General features: G+C 67.1%; 15 protein-coding genes. 9 read left to right on the top strand and 6 right to left on the bottom strand.

All coding sequences use genetic code 11. From position 1 onward, the window contains the following. Positions 1-246: 246 nt before the first annotated feature. Positions 247-1242 (bottom strand): LacI family DNA-binding transcriptional regulator, encoded by a 996-nt coding sequence (locus tag AB0M24_RS41515; RefSeq protein ID WP_363779505.1) that lies wholly within the window; start codon positions 1240-1242, stop codon positions 247-249. 120 nt (positions 1243-1362) lie between these two features. Between AB0M24_RS41515 and AB0M24_RS41520 the strand changes: the two genes are divergently transcribed. From AB0M24_RS41520 to AB0M24_RS41545, 6 genes are all read left to right on the top strand, one after another. Then, the gene (locus tag AB0M24_RS41520; protein WP_363779507.1) at positions 1363-2631 is read left to right on the top strand and encodes a sugar ABC transporter substrate-binding protein; all 1269 of its coding nucleotides are present in this window, start codon (positions 1363-1365) and stop codon (positions 2629-2631) included. Beyond that, positions 2628-3497 (top strand): sugar ABC transporter permease, encoded by an 870-nt coding sequence (locus AB0M24_RS41525; protein ID WP_363779509.1) that lies wholly within the window; start codon positions 2628-2630, stop codon positions 3495-3497. The genes AB0M24_RS41520 and AB0M24_RS41525 overlap by 4 nt, the downstream gene beginning before the upstream one ends. Beyond that, positions 3494-4300 (top strand): carbohydrate ABC transporter permease, encoded by an 807-nt coding sequence (locus tag AB0M24_RS41530; protein ID WP_363779511.1) that lies wholly within the window; start codon positions 3494-3496, stop codon positions 4298-4300. The genes AB0M24_RS41525 and AB0M24_RS41530 overlap by 4 nt, the downstream gene beginning before the upstream one ends. Positions 4301-4318: 18 nt before the next feature. Next, on the top strand, positions 4319-5437 hold the full coding sequence (locus AB0M24_RS41535; RefSeq protein WP_363779513.1) for a cellulase family glycosylhydrolase: 1119 nt from the start codon (positions 4319-4321) through the stop codon (positions 5435-5437). A 4-nt stretch (positions 5438-5441) separates the two neighbouring features. Beyond that, positions 5442-8354 carry a glycoside hydrolase family 38 C-terminal domain-containing protein gene (locus AB0M24_RS41540; RefSeq protein ID WP_363779515.1) on the top strand — a complete coding sequence of 971 codons (2913 nt, stop codon included), beginning with the start codon at positions 5442-5444 and terminating at the stop codon, positions 8352-8354. A 123-nt stretch (positions 8355-8477) separates the two neighbouring features. Further along, entirely contained in the window at positions 8478-8639 is a 162-nt protein-coding gene (locus tag AB0M24_RS41545; RefSeq protein WP_363779517.1) for a hypothetical protein, read from the top strand. Here AB0M24_RS41545 and AB0M24_RS41550 read toward each other — a convergent pair. Beyond that, entirely contained in the window at positions 8636-9772 is a 1137-nt protein-coding gene (locus tag AB0M24_RS41550) for a cytochrome P450 (RefSeq protein ID WP_363779519.1), read from the bottom strand. The two genes, AB0M24_RS41545 and AB0M24_RS41550, sit on opposite strands and share 4 nt — an antisense overlap. A 169-nt stretch (positions 9773-9941) precedes the next feature. Here AB0M24_RS41550 and AB0M24_RS41555 point away from each other — a divergent pair, with 169 nt between their 5' ends. After that, positions 9942-10118 carry a hypothetical protein gene (locus AB0M24_RS41555; RefSeq protein ID WP_363779521.1) on the top strand — a complete coding sequence of 59 codons (177 nt, stop codon included), beginning with the start codon at positions 9942-9944 and terminating at the stop codon, positions 10116-10118. Positions 10119-10191: 73 nt separating this feature from the next. On the opposite strand, the gene AB0M24_RS41560 is transcribed toward AB0M24_RS41555, so the two are convergent. Genes AB0M24_RS41560 through AB0M24_RS41570 form a run of 3 tightly spaced genes read right to left on the bottom strand, consistent with a single transcriptional unit; the run spans position 10192 to position 14104 of the window. Beyond that, positions 10192-11145 (bottom strand): ABC transporter substrate-binding protein, encoded by a 954-nt coding sequence (locus AB0M24_RS41560; RefSeq protein ID WP_363779523.1) that lies wholly within the window; start codon positions 11143-11145, stop codon positions 10192-10194. Between the two features lie 12 nt (positions 11146-11157). Further along, entirely contained in the window at positions 11158-13080 is a 1923-nt protein-coding gene (locus AB0M24_RS41565) for an ABC transporter permease subunit (RefSeq protein WP_363779525.1), read from the bottom strand. A gap of 1 nt (position 13081) precedes the next feature. After that, positions 13082-14104, bottom strand: a complete 1023-nt coding sequence (locus tag AB0M24_RS41570) for a betaine/proline/choline family ABC transporter ATP-binding protein (protein WP_363779527.1) — start codon at positions 14102-14104, stop codon at positions 13082-13084. A 233-nt stretch (positions 14105-14337) separates the two neighbouring features. Here AB0M24_RS41570 and AB0M24_RS41575 point away from each other — a divergent pair, with 233 nt between their 5' ends. Further along, a complete protein-coding gene (locus tag AB0M24_RS41575) occupies positions 14338-15306 on the top strand; it encodes an ABC transporter substrate-binding protein (protein WP_363779529.1) in 969 nt (322 codons plus the stop codon). Between the two features lie 69 nt (positions 15307-15375). On the opposite strand, the gene AB0M24_RS41580 is transcribed toward AB0M24_RS41575, so the two are convergent. Continuing rightward, on the bottom strand, positions 15376-17154 hold the full coding sequence (locus AB0M24_RS41580) for a hypothetical protein (RefSeq protein ID WP_363779531.1): 1779 nt from the start codon (positions 17152-17154) through the stop codon (positions 15376-15378). Between the two features lie 33 nt (positions 17155-17187). Between AB0M24_RS41580 and AB0M24_RS41585 the strand changes: the two genes are divergently transcribed. Then, positions 17188-17949 carry an alpha/beta hydrolase gene (locus AB0M24_RS41585; RefSeq protein WP_363779533.1) on the top strand — a complete coding sequence of 254 codons (762 nt, stop codon included), beginning with the start codon at positions 17188-17190 and terminating at the stop codon, positions 17947-17949. Positions 17950-17952: the final 3 nt, after the last annotated feature.

A 17952-nucleotide genomic window follows, 5' to 3' on the forward strand; every position in this document is an offset into this window, starting at 1 on the left:
GGCCCCCTGATCAGATTGGCGGGGTTTGGGGCAGAGCTCCCAAGGGGAAGCACGCAACCGGAACTCTGACTACGCAACAGGGGAACGGCACGGACTCGCAACAGGAACACGCCCAACGCAGCCCGACCACCCGCAAGGCCGCGACTCGCAAGGCGACAGCCGCACGGCACGGGACCACCTACGGACTCGCAACAGGAACACGCCCAACGCAACCCGACCACCCGCAAGGTCGCGACTCGCAAGGTCCTACCCGCGCGCCGAAGGCGCACCCCCAGTACTCCCCCGAACCACCAACTCAGGCAACACATCCTCGACGTCAGTAGGCGAAGCCCCCTCCACCACAGCCAACAACGCCCGAGCAGCCCGAGCCCCAAACGCAAAAGTATCCCGAGACAAAGCAGTCAACCGCCCGTGCTGACAAAGCACCGAGTCATCCCAAGCCACGATCGACAACTCCGACGGCACCGCAACCCCGAGCGAAGCAGCCACTTCAGCCCCAGCAACAGCCATAACGTCGTTGTCATAAACAATCGCCGAAGGCGCATCCGCAGAAGACAACAGCGACCGAGTAGCCACCGCCCCAGCCTCAGCCGTGTAGTCCCCGGCAACGATCACACCGTCCACAACAGACGCGAGAAACGCCTGATCCCGACGAACCGTGTGCAACAACGAAGACAGCCCAGCGACCCGGGCAATCCGCCGATGCCCCAACGACTTCAGATACTCGACCACAGAAGTCATGGCCGCGTAGTCATCAGCCCACACCGACGCCAGCGACCCGTGATGCCCAGCCCCGCCGACAACAACGGCCGGCAACCCCAGCGATGACATCAGCTCGACCCGTGGATCCGACACCAGCAGATCCACCAGGAACACCCCGTCGACCCGGTGCTCGGCCCACCACCGCCGGTACAGCTCGATCTCGTCGGACCGAGAAGACACCACCTGCAACAGCAGCGCGGACGACATCGACGACTGCATCCCGGCGATCAGCTGGAAGAAGAACGCCTCGTCCCCCAGCGCCCGAGGCGGCCGCACCAGCACCAGCCCCACCGCGTCGGCGGAGGCGGACGACAACGCCCGTGCGGTGACCGACGGCCGGTACCCCAGTCCGGAGGCCACCTCCAGCACCCGAGCACGGGTCGCGTCCGACACGCCGGACCGCCCGTTCAGCGCGAGCGACACAGCCCCCTTCGACACCCCGGCCGCAGCCGCGATGTCCTTGATGGTCGGCCTTTTCACCCAGCGCACCCTTCGACCCGCGCATCCTCGTCCTGTCCGGAACGAGACAACAAGACGTTCGGAGGCTAGCCGGAGATAAACCGGTTTAGCTAGGGTCCGCGACCAAGGAGGTGGGTGTCAATGAAGAGGCGCACGTTCCTCGCAGGCCTGGCGGCGGTGCCTGTCAGCGGAGCCCTCGCGAGCTGCGGACTGTCCGGCAACACCGCGAGCAACTCGTCGGCGGGCGGGCAGGTGACCGGCGAGATCACGTTCCAGACGTGGTCGTTGAAGCCCAAGTACACCGACTACGTCAACGGTGTCATCGACGCGTTCCAGAAGCAGCACCAGGGCACCTCGGTGAAGTGGGTCGACCAGCCCGCGGACGGGTACCTGGCCAAGGTCATGGCCGACGCGAGCGCGGGCAGCCTGCCCGACGTGATCAACGTGCCGCCGGACCTCAGCTTCCCGCTGGCCAAGGCCGGGCAGCTGGTCGACCTGGACCAGGCGCTCAAGGAGGCCAAGCCGGAGTACCTGGCGAACGCGTGGCAGGCGTTCGAGATCCCGGGCAAGGGCGGCTGCTACGGCTTCCCCTGGTACCTCAACACCGGGCCGATCTTCTACAACAAGGCGCTGTTCCGGGAAGCCGGCCTGGACCCGGAGAAGCCGCCGACGACGTTCAAGGAACTCGAAGAGCAAGCACTGAAGCTCGCCCAGAGCAAGAAGATCGCGATGCTCGGCCAGACGCCGTCCATCGCCGACTTCGGGCTCTACGGCGTGAAGGTGTTCGACGCGGACAAGTTCACCTTCAACGAGCCCAAGGGCATCGAGTTCGTCGAGAGCTACAAGCGCATGTACGACGCGGGCGCGCTCATCCCCGAGGCGCTCACGCAGAACTACACCGGCGCCGGCACGAAGTTCATGGCGCAGCAGACCGCGCTCAACCCCGGCAGCGCGTACGACCTCGGCAAGTTCAAGACCGACGCGCCGAGCCTCTACGCGAACATCGGCATCACCAAGCCCATCACGAACACGGGCAGCGCCAACATGTTCCTGCACGGCGTGAGCGTGCCGAAGAGCAGCAAGAACCAGGCGACGGCGCTCGCGTTCGGCCGGTTCGTCACCAACGCCGAGAACCAGGTGAAGTTCGCCAAGCTCGCCTCGATCTTCCCGAGCACCAGCAAGGGCGGCGACGACCCGTACTTCACCACGGACGACGGCAGCGACGAGGCACGCGTGCGCGTCGCGGCGGCCAAGCAGCTCCAGACCGCGGTGAACTACACGCCCGTGCAGTTCAGCGACCAGATGCGCGAAGCACTGCTGCAGCAGCTGGCCGACGCGATGCTCGGCAAGAAGTCGCCGAAACAGGCACTGGACGACGCGGTCGCAGAGTGCAACAGGCTGCTTAAGTGACGCACCGCCCGTACACGCCGTGGCTGTTCCTGTTGCCAGGACTGGCCGTCTGCCTCATGTTCACGATCTTCCCGTTCCTGAACATGATCGTGCTCGCGTTCACCGACGCGAGCGCGCTGGGCGGCGGCCAGTTCACCGGTGTGGACAACTTCGTGCGGATGGCCCAGGACCCGAAGTTCTGGGTGGCCGCGCGCAACAGCCTGCTCTACATGGTGTGCGTCGTGCCGCCACTGGTGCTGTTGCCGCTGCTGATCGCGATGCTGGCGCAGAAGATCGTGCCGGGCATCGGGATCTTCCGCACGGCGTTCTTCACGCCCGTGATCGCGTCCGCGGTCGTGGTCGGGCTCATCTGGACGTGGCTGCTCGACAGCCGCGGCCTGGTGAACAGCGTCGTGGAAGCGTTGGGCGGCACCAGGATTCCGTTCCTGACCGACTCGACGCTGCTGCTCTTCAGCTCCATGCTCGTGACGGTCTGGCGCGGCCTCGGCTACTACATGGTCATCTACCTGGCCGCGCTCGCGAACGTGCCGAAGGACCTGCACGAGGCCGCGATGGTCGACGGCGCGGGACCGGTCAGGAGGTTCTGGTCGGTCACCGTGCCCTCACTGCGCCCCACCATGGTGCTCATCGCGGCCTTGAGCGCGGTCAACGGGTTCCGCGTGTTCTCCGAGATCTACCTGCTCTCCGGCGGCACCGGCGGGCCGGGCGGGGCGAGCACGACGATGGTGATGCTCATCCAGTCCGTCGGCCGCGGCCTCACCGGTGAGGTCGGGTACGCCTCGGCGCTCAGCCTCGTGCTGTTCGTGATCCTGCTGGGGCTGCTGCTGATCACGCTCAAGCTCAACCGCAGGGAGGACCAGCTGTGAAACTCGCCCTCCGGTACCTCGGCCTGCTGAGCATCCTCGCGATCAGCATCGGGCCGTTCCTGTGGCAGTTCGTGACCAGCATCAAGGGCCCCACCGAGGACGTCTTCGTCCCCGACTTCATCCCCAACGACCCGACGTTCAGCAACTACGCGGCTGTAGCCGACGTCGTGCCCGTCTGGACGTTCGCGCTGAACTCGCTGGGCGTCGCGAGCGTCAACGTCCTCACGAACTGCCTGGGCGCCGCGATGGCCGGCTATGCCCTGTCACGGCTGAAGTTCAGGGGCCGCAGGTTCGCGGGCGTGATCTTCGCCAGCAGCATCCTCGTCCCGTTCGAGGCCATCCTCATCTCGCTGTTCCTGGTGATGCGCGGCCTCGAGCTCAACAACACGCTCACCGCGGTCGTGCTGCCCGGCGCGATCGCCCCGCTCAACATCCTGTTGCTGCGCAACGCCTTCCTCGCACTCCCCGCCGAAGTCGAGGAAGCCGCGATCATCGACGGCGCCAACGCCTGGCAGCGCTTCACCCGCCTCGCGCTGCCGTCGGTGAAGGGCACGCTGGTCGTGGTGGCGCTGTTCTCGTTCATGTTCAGCTGGGACGACTTCCTCTGGCCGCTCGTCGTGCTGAGCGACCAGGAGAAGTACACGCTCACCATCGGCCTCGCGTACCTCCAGGGCACGTTCGTGCAGAACCAGCGGCTGGTGGCGGCGGGCACGATCATCGCCGTCCTCCCGCTGATCCTGCTGTTCCTGTTGCTGCAAAAGCACTTCTTCCGCGGAGTGGGAGAAGGCGCGATCAAGGGCTAGACCCCGAGGAGCTCAACCTTGCGTTTCGGCGTGAACTACACCCCGTCGACCGGCTGGTTCCACCACTGGCTCGACTTCTCCCTCGACGACGTCAAAGCCGACTTCGAGTCCATCGCGGGCCTCGGCCTCGACCACGTGCGGATCTTCCCGCTGTGGCCGGTGTTCCAGCCCAACCGCGGCCTGGTCCGCCCGAAAGCCGTCGAGCAGCTGGCCCAGATGCTCGACGCGGCCCGCGAAACCGGCCTGGACGTGCAGGTCGACGTGCTGCAGGGCCACCTGTCGAGCTTCGACTTCTACCCGTCGTGGGTGCAGACCTGGCACAAGCGCAACATCTTCATCGACCCGGACGTGATCAGCGGGCAGAAGTTCTACATCCGCACGCTCGCCGAGGCGCTCAAGGACAAGCCGAACTTCCTCGGCTTCACCCTGGGCAACGAGGTCAACCTGCTCACCGAGTCCAACCCCTGCACGCCGGAGCAAGCCGGCGAGTGGATCGACGCGCTGCTCGCCGAGTGCGACCGGTCCGCGCCCGGACTCCCGCACGTGCACTCCGAGTACGACGCCGTCTGGTACGAGAGCGAACACGAGTTCCTGCCCGAACACGCGGCCAACAAGGGCGCGATGACCACCGTGCACTCGTGGGTCTTCAACGGCACCGCGCAGCGCTACGGCCCGATGTCCACGGAGAGCCTCCACCACGCCGAATACCTCGTCGAGCTGGCCAAGGCGCACGCGAAGGACCCGAACCGGCCCGTGTGGCTGCAGGAGGTCGGCGCCGCCCAGCCCGAGATCAGCGCGGAACAGGCCCCGGAGTTCGCCGAGCAAACGCTTGCGAACGTGCTGACCTGCTCGAACCTCTGGGGCGTGACGTGGTGGTGCTCGCACGACGTCGACCGTGCGTTGGTGGACTTCCCCGAACGCGAGTACGAGTTGGGGTTGTTGACGACGGAACGCAAGGTCAAGCCGCTCGGGGAGGCGATCGCCAGGATCGTGCGAGAGGCGACGCCGGCGCCGGCCGAGCGCACGCCGATCAAGCTGCACGGCGACCGGCCCTCGTGGGGACCGGGCGGAGCTTTCTTCGAAGAGTGGATGACCCTCGCACGCGACGGCGTGCGGGCCTCGATCGAGCTGGGGTGAACACGTGCACGACGAACGCGCGCTGCTGGAAGAACGACTCAACCGCACGCTGAAGGAACGCATCCGCCCGGCGATCTACGGCGAGACCGCACCCCTCGAACTGGCCGTGTGGACCGTGCCGGACGAGCCCGTCCCGGTCGCCGAAGCCCTCGCCGCCACCTACGCACCGGCCGCGGTCGGCGACGCCTGGGGCGCGCCGTGGAGCACGAGCTGGTTCCGGCTCACCGGCAGCGTTCCCGAAGCGTGGCAGGGCAAGCAGGTCGAGGTCGTGCTCGACCTCGGCTTCACCCACCCCGGCCCCGGTTTCCAGTCCGAGGGCCTCGCCTACAACGCGCAGGGCGAGCCCATCAAGGGCATCGAACCGCGCAACACCTACCTGCCCGTCGACGGCACCGAGGTCCTCTTCTACCTCGAAGCCGCGGGCAACCCGACGATCCTCGACTTCCACCCGTTCCTGCCGACCTTGTTGGGCGACAAGGAAACCGCGGGCACCGAGCCGTTGTACAAGATCCTCAAGGCCGAGCTCGCGGTGTTCCAGCCGCAGGTCTGGCACCTCATGCTCGACATCGAGGTGCTCCAGTCGCTGATGAAGGAACTGCCGGACCACGACCCGCGCCGCCACAAGATCCTGCACGCGCTCGACCGGGCGATGGACGCGCTGGATCTCAACGAGGTAGCCGCCACCGCCGACCTCGCACGTGAAGAGCTGGCCGGGGTGCTGTCGTTGCCCGCCAACGCCTCCGCGCACAAGGTCTCCGCGATCGGCCACGCGCACATCGACAGCGCCTGGTTGTGGCCGCTCCGAGAAACAGTCCGCAAGTGCGCGCGCACGTTCTCGAACGTCACCAAGCTGATGGACGAGTACCCGGACTTCTACTTCGCGTGCTCCCAGGCCCAGCAGTACGCGTGGATGAAGGACCACCACCCGCACGTCTGGGACCGGGTCCGCGAGAAGGTCCGGAGTGGACAGTTCGTCCCGGTCGGCGGCATGTGGGTCGAGTCCGACACGAACATGCCCGGCGGCGAGGCGATGGCCCGCCAGCTGGTGCACGGCAAGCGCTTCTTCCTCGACAACTTCGGCGTGGAGACCGAGGAGGTGTGGCTGCCGGACTCCTTCGGCTACAGCGCCGCACTCCCCCAGCTGATCAAGCTGAGCGGGTCGCGCTGGTTCCTCACCCAGAAGCTGTCGTGGAACCAGATCAACAAGTTCCCGCACCACACCTTCTGGTGGGAGGGCATCGACGGCACCCGGATCTTCACGCACTTCCCGCCCGTCGACACCTACAACTCGTCGCTGTCCGGCGAGGAGCTCGCGCGCGCCTCCCGCCAGTTCGCCGAGCACGCCAAGGCCTCGCGCTCGCTGGTGCCGTTCGGCTACGGCGACGGCGGTGGCGGCCCCACCCGCGAGATGATGGAGACCGCGCACCGCGTCGCGAACCTCGAAGGCTCGCCGACGGTCAAGGTCGAACCGCCGCGCGACTTCTTCCAGGCCGCGCAGGACGAGTACCCGGACGCCCCGGTGTGGGCGGGTGAGCTGTACCTGGAGAAGCACCGCGCCACCTACACGACGCAGGCCAAGACCAAGCAGGGCAACCGCCGCAGCGAACACCTGCTGCGCGAGGCCGAGCACTGGGCCACCGCGGCCGCGCTCCAGGGTCACGAGTACCCGTACGAAGAGCTCGACCGGTTGTGGAAAACCGTTCTGCTGCACCAGTTCCACGACATCCTGCCGGGCAGCTCGATCGCCTGGGTGCACCGCGAGGCCGAAGCCACCTACGCGCGCGTGGCCTCCGAGCTGAAAGCCCTCACCGCGCAGGCGATCGACGCGATCAAGGGCGACGGCGACGACGAGCTCACGTTCGACGTGCTCGGCGGCGAGGCTCCGAAACCTTTCGTGGCACCGGAAAACGGCGTGCTGGACAACGGCAGGCTGCGCGTCACGATCGACCCTGACGGCATCGTTCTGTCGATCCTGGACCTGGAGAACGACCGCGAGGTCCTGCCCCCGCACGGGTTCGCCGGCATGCCGCAGCTGCACCGCGACAACCCGAACCAGTGGGACGCCTGGGACATCGACCCCTTCTACCGCAACTGGAAGGCCGACCTGATCCCGTCCGAGCGCATCGACACCTCCGAAGGCGTCGTGGTCCGGGCGAAGTTCGGCAACTCGGTGCTCACCCAGACGATCCGGCTGAGGGAAGGCGCGAAGCAGGTCGACTTCGACACCGAGGTCGACTGGCAGGAACGCGAGAAACTGCTCAAGATCGCCTTCCCGCTCGACGTGCGCGCCGAGGTCTCCACCGCCGAGACCCAGTTCGGCCACCTGCACCGCCCGGTGCACACCAACACCTCGTGGGAGGCGGCCAAGTTCGAGATCTGCGCCCACCGCTTCCTGCACGTCGGCGAGCCCGGCTACGGCGTCGCGGTGGTCAACGACTCGACCTACGGCCACGAGGTCACCCGCACCACCCGCGAGGACGGCGGCACCACCACGACGGTCCGCCTGTCGTTGCTGCGCGCGCCGAGGTTCCCCGACCCCGAGACCGACCAGGGCGAGCACCGCTTCCGCTACGCGCTCGTGGTCGGCGCGGGCATCCCGGAGGCCATCGACGCGGGCTACCGCATCAACCTGCCACCGCAGTCCGTCCGTGGCTCGCAAGCACCGGAAACGTTGGTGCGCACCGACAACCCGGCGATCAGGGTCGAGGCCGTCAAACTCGCCGACGACAGGTCAGGCGACGTCGTCGTCCGGCTCTACGAAGCGCACGGCGGCCGAGCCCGCGCCACGCTCAGCACGTCGTTCTCCTACCAGGGGATCAAGGAAACCGACCTCCTCGAACGGCCGCAGAACGACGCCTCCGAGGAGATCGTCCTGCGCCCGTTCCAGGTGATCACCCTGCGCTTCACCAGGGACTGATCACTCGGCTGAACGGGTTGTTTCGGAACGAGACGGGCGGGGCACGGTAGTCGTGCCCCGCCCCTTCCTCTTGTGGAGGTGGGAGCCTCACAAAGGTGTGAGGACAGCTAGGGGAGTTTTCGCATGCCTTCCCGGAATTCCATGGCCGCGAAGACCAACTGGGGCGCGATCGCCGCCTACCGCGCGTCGGATCTGTCCGAAGTGGACTGTCTGAGCTTCTACGTCTACCACTCCTACGCGGTGTTCAACGCGACGCCCGGCGAGACGTACCTGATCCGCCGCTAGTCGAAGCGGAAGGTCGCCTCCAGCAGACCGTCGATCATCCACTCACGACGGACGACCGGTGCGGTGGTTTCCCTGCGCAACAAGGGAAGCCGCCGCACCGCCTCCTCGAGCAGCACCCGTTGCTCAAGGCGCGCGAGCCCGGCGCCGAGGCAGTGGTGCAGGCCGTGCCCGAACGTCAGGCTGCGCGTCGTGCGCCGGATGTCGAACCGGGAGGGCTCCGCGAATCGAGCCGGGTCGCGGTTCGCCGCGCTGAGCCAGCCAGTGATCCACTGGCCCGCGTTGATCTCATGCCCGGCAACAGTCGTGTCCCGCACGACCAGCCTGCGCACCCCGGGAAAGGCCGGATACCAGCGCATCGACTCCTCGACCGCGCCGGGAATCAGCGACGGGTCAGCGCCCAACTCGGCCCAGCAGTCGTGCTCGGTCAGGAACAGCACCGCGTTCGACAGGCTCGTCGCCGTCGTGTCGATGCCCGCGGACAGCAACATCGCGCAGTAGCCGATGATGTCCCAGTCGGTCATCGTCCGGCCGTCCACCTGGTACCCGGCGTCCTGCGCGGCCAGCAGATCGTCGATGAGCCCGTCCCGCGGCGTCACCCGGCGCGCGGCGAGCACCTCGGCGAAGAACTCGGCCATGTCGGCCTGCACCGGGATGGTGTTCGTGGACACCGAGACCTGGTACGCCTCGTCCACCCACCCGTTCATCCGCGGCGCCGCCGACAGGTCGAGCCCGAGCAGGTGGCAGATCACCTGTGCCGGCAGCTGCTGCGAGACCTGCTGCACCAGATCGAACCCGTCCGGCGGAAGCGGGGCGAGCAGGTCGACGACGATCGAGCGGACCTGGGTCTCCAGGCGGGTCATCACGCCCGGCCGGAACGGGTCGGTCACGGCGGCCCTGAGGTCGCGGTGACGCTGCCCGTCCGCCGCCCACATGCCGGTGAGGATGGGGCTCGCGAACGGCCTGGTCTCGTCGGTGAGGCCATAGCCGGACGAGAAGTGCTCGACGTCGGTCAGCACCCTCAGCACGTCCGCGTAGGAGTAAGCGCTCCACGTGTCCAGCAGGTCGTCGAAGTGGACCGGCGTGGCGGGATCGAAGAAACGCGCAGCTCGCGCGGGTAGTTGAGCGGCAGTCATGCGCCTGATGGTGAGGCCTTACCCCGCCCGCGGGCAGCTTCTGATCCGGCCAGCGGAACGCGGGGTAAGGGGTCTCGCGGCGCGGCCTTAGGTGATCGTCCGATGTAAGGGGCCACCCCTCAGCAGCAATCTCATCGTCAACAGAGAGACGAACTGAGGAGTGAGTCTGATGGAGTGGACGCCCGAAGCGATCAAGGCGGAGATGGACTACCGGCAGGCAGCTCTGCGGGAGGACGCCCGCCGCGTCCAGGAGTACTACCGCAACGGCGGGCAGCCGCGGTCGTGGTGGCACCGGATGACGCACCGCCACGAGCCTGAGGTTCCCAACGGGCAACAGGCTGCGTGATGCCGGGGGTAAGCAGCAGGGGTGGTTCCGCTCGTCCGGGAACCACCCCTGCTGTTTCAGCGCTCAGGAAGACCTAGGCCTTCGCGGTCCACGCCTTGATCTTGTCGGCGTTGGCCTCGACCCACTTCTTGGCCGCGTCCTCGGGCTTCATCTTGTCCTCGGCGATGTACTTCGCCACGGTGTTCTGGTCCTCGTTGGTCCACTTGAAGTTCTTGACCAGGTTGAACGCAGGACCGTTGGCGTCGGCGAACTTCTTGGACACGATCTTGTCGAGGTCGTAGTCCGGGTAGTCGCAGGCGACCTTCTCGGCGTCGGCGTCACAGCCCGCCTTGTACTCGGGCAGCTTCACCTTCTCGAGCTTGATCTCGTTGAGCAGCCACTGCGGCGAGTAGAAGTAGCCGATGACCCACTTCTTGTCCTTCTCCGCCTGGCGGAAGGCCTGGATCAGAGCGGTCTCGGAGCCGCCGTAGACGACCTTGTAGTTGAGGTTCAGGTTCTTCACCAGAGCCTCGTCGTTGGTCACGAACGACGGGTCGCCGTCGAGCAGCTGGCCCTTGTCGCCGGACTCGGACGTCTTGAACTGGTCCGCGTACTTGTTGAGGTTGTTCCAGTCCAGGATGTCCGGGTGCTCCTTGGCGAGCCACGGCGGCACGTACCAGCCGATCTGGCCCTTCACACCCGTCGAGCCCGCGCTGACGGCCGTCTTCTGCTCGTCGATGTACTTCCTGCGCAGGTCGTCGTGACCCCAGTTCTCGACGACGGCGTCGACCTCACCGGTGCCGAAGCCCTGCCAGGCCACCTCTTCCTTGAGCTCCTTCTTGGTGACCTTGCACTTGAGCTCCTTCTCGGCCACGTACGCGAGCACTGCCGCGTTCGCCTCGTAACCGACCCACGGGTTGACCGCGAGGTTGAACGTGCCGCAGTCGCCGGTCGCACCCGAGGAGGTGTCACCGACCTTGGCGCCACCGCAACCAGCCAGTGCGAGTGCTCCCACGAGCACCGCTCCCAGCACGCTGTGCCTTGCCACTTTCCAGACCTCCTAGTTGGTCCACCGCTTGGCGGCCGCCTGGGTGAGGCGGTCGAGCATCACGCCCAGCACGACGATCGCGACACCGGCCGCGAGCCCCTTGCCGTACAAATTGCTCTGCGAGAACCCGGCCACCACGTCGTAGCCGAGAGCACCGGCGCCCACGAGGCCGCCGACGACGACCATCGAGAGCACGTAGATCAGCCCCTGGTTGGCGGCGAGCGTCAACGCCCCGCGAGCCATGGGCAGCTGCACCTTCACGATCGTCTGCCACGAGCTGGATCCCAGCGCCGTGGACGCCTCGACCGTCGCGGGCGACACCGCCCGGATGCCGTCGGCGATGATCTTGATGGCGACCGGCGCCGCGAACACCACGGCCGCGATGATCGCCGTGAATCGTGACGCGGAGAACAACGCCAGGAAGGGCACCAGGTAAACGAACGCCGGCATGACCTGACCGGCGTCGAGGATCGGCCGGATGAACCGGTCGGCTCGCCTGCTGCGCCCCATCCACACACCGACCACGATGCCAAGGATCATCACCAGGATCGTGGCGACCAGAGTGGACGCCAGCGTGATCATCGCGTCCTGCCACAACCCGGTCGCGATCAGCAGTCCCAGGCAAACGGCGGACACGATCGCGCAGCGCACGCCGCCGATCATGAACGACAGCGCCACGATCACCAGCGCCACCAGGAACCACGGCGACTCGGCCAGCAGCGCCTGCAACGGGTTGATCAACGCGAACGTCACGAAGTCCTTGAAACCGTTGGTGATCAGCGGCAGCGAGTCCTGCGCCCACTCCGTCACCGCGGTCGCGCCCTTGCGGATCGAGCTGCCGATCTCCACGTCCGACGGGAACTCCGCCGCCCACAGGTAGGTGTACGAGAAGTACACCGCGACACCCGTGACGCCGAGCCCGCTGTACAACGCCCAGCGCGGCAGCTTCCGGCGTTCGGTCGCGGCGGTCGTCACGCGGTCCAGCACGATCGCCAGCACCACGATCGCCAGACCCGCGTTGAACGCTGTGCCGACGTCCAGCGTCTGCAACGCTTTCACGACGGTCTTGCCGAGACCGGGCGCGTCGATCAGCGCCGCGATCGTGACCATCGACAGCGCGGCCATGATCGTCTGGTTGATGCCGAGCACGATCGTCTTGCGCGCGGACGGCAGCAGCACCTTCACCAGCGTCTGCTTCTTGGTCGCGCCCAGGGACTCCGACGCCTCGACGGTGTTGTGCGGCACCGACCGGATGGCGTGCGCGGTGATCCGGATCGCCGGCGGCGCGGCGTAGATCAGCGTCGCGATCGTCGCCGACGCCGGACCGATCAGGAAGAACAACGTCAGCGGCGCCAGGTAGACGAACGTCGGCATGGTCTGCATGAAGTCGAGCACCGGCTGCATGACCCGGTTGGCCCGATCGGACAGTCCCGCCCAGATCCCGAGTGGAATGCCGAACAGCAACGAGATCACGACAGCGGCCAGCGTCAGTGAGAGCGTGTCCATGCTCTCCTGCCACAAACCCTGCAGGCCGAGGAACACGAAGCCCGCGATCGACAGCAACGCGATCCGCCAGCCGGCGACCACGAAGCTGACGAAACCCGCGATCGCGACCACGCCGAGCCAGCCGATCACCGGCACCGGGCGGCCGAACGACGGCTGCGCGATCAACGCCTGCACGAACGTCACGAACTCGTCGATGACGAGCCGGATCTCGTTGAAGAAGTACAGGAACACCGGGTTGGAGTTCCGCGACGCGCCAACGGCGTCGTTGAGCTCGTTGACCCACCGGTGCAGCGGCGTCAGCGCGGAGGCGTCCAGCGGCAGCGTCCCGACGTTGCGGAACGCCATCCACAGCACCAGCCAGGCGACGACGATCCCGCCGAAAACCAGCGTCTTGCGCGGAAGCTGCCGAGGGGCGGCGACGGCAACCATGTCACGCCTCCCCGGCCACGACCCCGAGGATCTCCTCGTCCGCCACGACGCCGAGCAGCTCGCCGTCCCGCACGACCTTCACCGGCTTGTCCGCGCTGAGCACGCTGCGCACGGCCTCGCGCACCACGGTCTCGGGCGGCAGCTCAGGCCCGTCCAGCTCGTCCTCGGGACGCGGCGGCCGCATGATCCACTTCAACGTCAGCACGTGCGACCGCGGCACGTCCTTCACGAAGTCGCGCACGTAGTCGTCCGCGGGCGCGCCGACCAGCTCGTCACCGGTGCCGACCTGCACGACCTGGCCGTCCCGCATGATCAGGATCCGGTCGCCGAGCTTCAGCGCCTCGCTCAGGTCGTGGGTGATGAAGACCATCGTCTTGCCGACCTCGCGGTGCAGCCTGATGACCTCGGACTGCATGTCGCGCCGGATCAGCGGGTCGAGCGCCGAGAAAGGTTCGTCGAAGAACAAAACATCGGGATCTCCGGCAAGTGCGCGCGCGAGTCCGACGCGCTGCTGCATACCGCCGGAAAGCTGGTCCGGATAGGACTTCTCGTAACCGGTGAGCCCCACGAGGTCGATCACTTCCTGTGATCGTTCCCCACGTTTCGCCCGCGGTACCCCGCGGATTTCCAGCCCGTAACCGACGTTGTCCGCGACCGTCCGATGAGGCAGCAGACCGAAGTGCTGGAACACCATGGAGAACTTGTTCCGGCGCAGGTCACGCAGCCGTTTCGGGTCCGCCTCGAGAATGTTCTCACCCTCGAACGTGATGGCACCCGCCGTCGGCTCCACGAGTCTCGTTAGACAGCGGACCAGAGTGGACTTGCCCGACCCGGACAGTCCCATGACCACGAACATCTCACCCGGAGCGACGTCGAAGTCCACTCCGCGCACGGCGGCGACGGCACCTGTGCGGTCCATCAGCTCCGACCGTGACAACGATTTCAGCTCGTCCGATGCCACCACTTGAGACGCGTTGGGGCCGAACACCTTCCACAGGTCCCTGACCGAAATCACGGGATCCACGCCAAACCACTCCGAACCTGTTGCGGAACTTGTTGCGGGCTGTTGCGGACTGCGCACACCGTTTCTCGATGCGCGACAGCATTGACCTTCGCACGAGTACGGTCAAGGGCTGATACAAATTCGGTCCTTTGTGGACAACCAATCATCCCATGACTTGACTGCCGTCGATCGATCGGGAAAAGCTGAACTGAGCGGTCTCCTGCATCGCTCTTCCCCCCGACGAGGAGCTGTTCGTGCAAGCCCCCAGAATCGCTCTGGCAATGGCGTTCGTGTTGACAATTGCCGGTTGTGGCAGCGGATCGACATCGTCGTCACCACGCTCCAGCTCTACGGCGCCCAGCGAGCCCTGCGGATCCATCACCATCGCGGTCAACCCGTGGGTCGGCTACGAGGCCAACGCGGCGGTCGTCGCGTACCTCGCCGAGAAGCGGCTCGGCTGCAAGGTGACGAAGAAGGAAGTCGACGAACAGACGGCCTGGCAGGGTCTCGACTCCGGCGAGATCGACGTGATCCTGGAGAACTGGGGTCACGAGGACCTGAAGCAGAAGTACATCGAGGAGAAGCACACCGCCGTGCGGGTCGGCCCGTCCGGCAACAAGGGCGTGATCGGCTGGTACGTCCCGCCGTGGATGAAGAAGACCTACCCGGACATCACGAACTGGCAGAACCTCAACAAGTACGCGAACCTGTTCGTCACCCCGCAGTCCGAGGGCAAGGGCCAGGTGCTCGACGGCGACCCCTCGTACGTGACCAACGACGAGGCTCTGGTGAAGAACCTGAACCTCAACTACAAGGTCGTCTACGCGGGCAGCGAGCAGGCCTCGATCAAGGCCTTCCGCCAGGCGGAGGAGAAGAAGGCGCCGCTGATCGGCTACTTCTTCGAGCCGCAGTGGCTGCACCTCGACATCGAACTGGTCAAGATCGAGCTGCCCGAGTACAAGGCCGGCTGTGACGCGGACGCGGCCAAGGTCGCCTGCGACTACCCGCGCTACGAGCTGGACAAGATCGCCTCCAAGAAGTTCATCGAGAAGGGCGGCCCCGCCGCCCGGCTGATCCAGAACTTCCAGTGGAGCAACGACGAACAGGACACGGTCGCGTCGTTCATCGCGAAGTACAAGATGTCCGCCGAAGAGGCGGCGAAGCGGTGGGTCGAGGCGAACCCTGACCGGGTCGAGGACTGGCTGACCAAGGCCAAGCCCTAGCCCTGACGTTCATCAGGCCCTGCACCAGCTTCGGGTGGTGCAGGGCCTTTTCGCTGTGGGGCATCCGTCTCAACTGGCGCCTTGACCGTTGCCGGTGCCAGTGCCGCGGGACCACCACTTCTCGTCGGGGCCGGAGATGTCCTCGACGCTCAACCTGCGCACGGACCCCGCCCGTTTGAGCCGGGCCACCAGCTGGTCGGAGCGCTGGGCGAGCCTGCGGTAGATCTCCAGGGCGGAGGTCTCGGGCAAACCCTGCTGTCGTTCCACGGTCCGCCAGTTGCCGAGGAACTCGAGCGTCAGGTCGGCGACGGCCTGCCCGGCGTGCGCGGTGAGCTCGTCCGCCGGCGTCGCGAACCGTCCCGCGTGGAACGCCAGGTTCCTCGTGACGTAAAGCCACTCCAGCAACGCGGCCGCGGTGTCCTCCTGCTCGGCCAGCCAGCCCGCCAGCGCCGTGGAGTCCGTGAGCCTGGTTCGCCAGATCTCGACCAGGTCCTGCACCAGACCGCCCTCGTTCGTGGCGAGAGCGGTGACGGCGTCCTGCGCGGCCTTGAGCCCCTCCCGCGGCCGGTTGTGCTTGATCAGCACCTCCAGCCACGCGTCCACGGACCTCAGATGGTGCTTCACCCCGGTCGTGGGCACGTGCGCGTCCAACGGCGCGCGCAGCTCCTTGTCGTGGTTGGTGACGACGACGTGCAGGCTGATCAGGTGCTGCCGCAACATCTGCAGCGCGCACGCCTTGGCGAGCCACGCGATCCGGCTCGGGTCCAGCCCGGTCGCCTCCAGCGCACTCCACGCGAGCCCGGCGCTGGCCATCGGCGCGTCCACCTGGCGCGCCAGGTTCGCCACCCGCATCGCACTGCGCAGCTCCGCCGGCCAGTAGGCGGTGAGCGGGTAGGCGTTGTTCAACGTGCGCTGGTGCTCGGTGCCGCGCGTGACCCGTCCACCCGGACCGCTGACCTGCCACAACGGCGCGATGTTCAGCTCGGTGAGCCGCTCCCCCGCCGCGTACTGGTCGAGCACCTCGCTGAGGATTCGCCTGCCCCGCAACGCCGCCGTGTGCGCGTCCGCCGCGGTGACCGGCAACCGCACCAGCACCGACGACCCGTCCACGGCGTCCTTCAGGAAGTCGTCCTTCGGCAACCTGTTGCGGTGCAACGACTCCTGCCGCGCCTCGGGCAGCAGCTGGTCCAAGTGCCGCAGCACTCGCGCGCCCCGCACCACCAGCGCGACGACGTGCCTGCACGGTTCCGGCAGGAGCACCTCGTGCAGATCCGTCGGCTTCTTCAGCCACCTCAGCAGGTCCGACCGGAGGTGCCTGCCGTCGCGCCCGTGCACCGCCACGACGACCGCGACCTCGGCGATCATCCTGGCGCGCACCGGAAGTTCGACGCCGCTCCACAGTGGAGTGATCCACTGCTTGACCGCTGTCTCCAGGGCGTGCGGATCCAGCTTCTGCGCCGCCTTCGCCGCCACCTGCGGGTCGAACCTCTGCCCGTCGGCCGCGATGGCCGCGTCGACCTCGACGAGCGTCTGACGCGCCGCAGCGAGTTCCAGCGCGCCACCGTGCGCGTAGGCGGGCGCAGCGGCGTCCACGCACGCGAGCGAGGTGGTGACGATGCGGCGCAACAGGTTCCACCGGGGCTGGTCCTCGGCGGCGTGGCTCTCCAACGCGGTCTGCGCACGGGTGACGGCCAGGAACGCGCTGTTGAGGCCCGCCACGTGCTCACCGAGGTGCGCATCGGGGTCGAGCGCGCGCAACACACCCTGCAACAACGCTCGTTGCCCGCGGTCGAGCCCGGCGTCGTCGAACGCCTGCCGCAGCCGGGCGTCCAGGTACTGGTAGCGCACTTGACGCACCATAGAGGGCCCACAATGAAAAACATGGACAACCGGAAAGCCGTCTTCGCGGGCAAGCACGGGCAGGCACTCGCGGGCAAGCTCGACCTGCCGGCCGGGGAGATCGTCGCGACGGCCGTCTTCGCCCACTGCTTCACCTGCGGCAAGGACTCCGTGGCCGCCTCCCGCATCTGCCGCGAGCTCGCCGCCCGCGGTGTCGCGGTGCTGCGCTTCGACTTCACCGGCCTCGGCCAGTCCGACGGCGACTTCGCCAACACGACCTTCACGTCCAACGTCGACGACCTCGTCTGCGCCGCCAACCACCTGCGCGACACCACCGGCGCCCCGAGCGTCCTCATCGGACACTCTCTCGGCGGCGCCGCCGTCCTCGCCGCGGCCCACCGCGTCCCGGAGGTCCGCGCCGTCGTCACCATCGGCGCCCCGGCCGACACCGCGCACGTCGAGCACCTGATCGGCCCCTCGCGCGCCGACATCGAAACCCACGGCGTCGCCGAGGTTGTGCTGGCCGGACGCCCGTTCCGGATCAGCAAGGACTTCCTCGTCGACATCAAGCAGCAGAACCAGACCGCCTGCATCGCGGGCCTCGACCGCGCCCTGCTGGTCATGCACTCACCGCAGGACGACCTGGTCGGCATCGACAACGCCAGGATCATCTTCGACGCGGCCCGCCACCCCAAGTCGTTCGTCTCACTCGACGGCGCCGACCACCTGCTGACCAACCGCGCGGACGCCGCCTACGTGGCCGAGGTGCTGGCGGCCTGGGCCAGCCGCTACCTGGTCCCCTAGATG

This window comes from Lentzea sp. NPDC051838, from assembly GCF_040681245.1.
Lineage (GTDB): Bacteria > Actinomycetota > Actinomycetes > Mycobacteriales > Pseudonocardiaceae > Lentzea.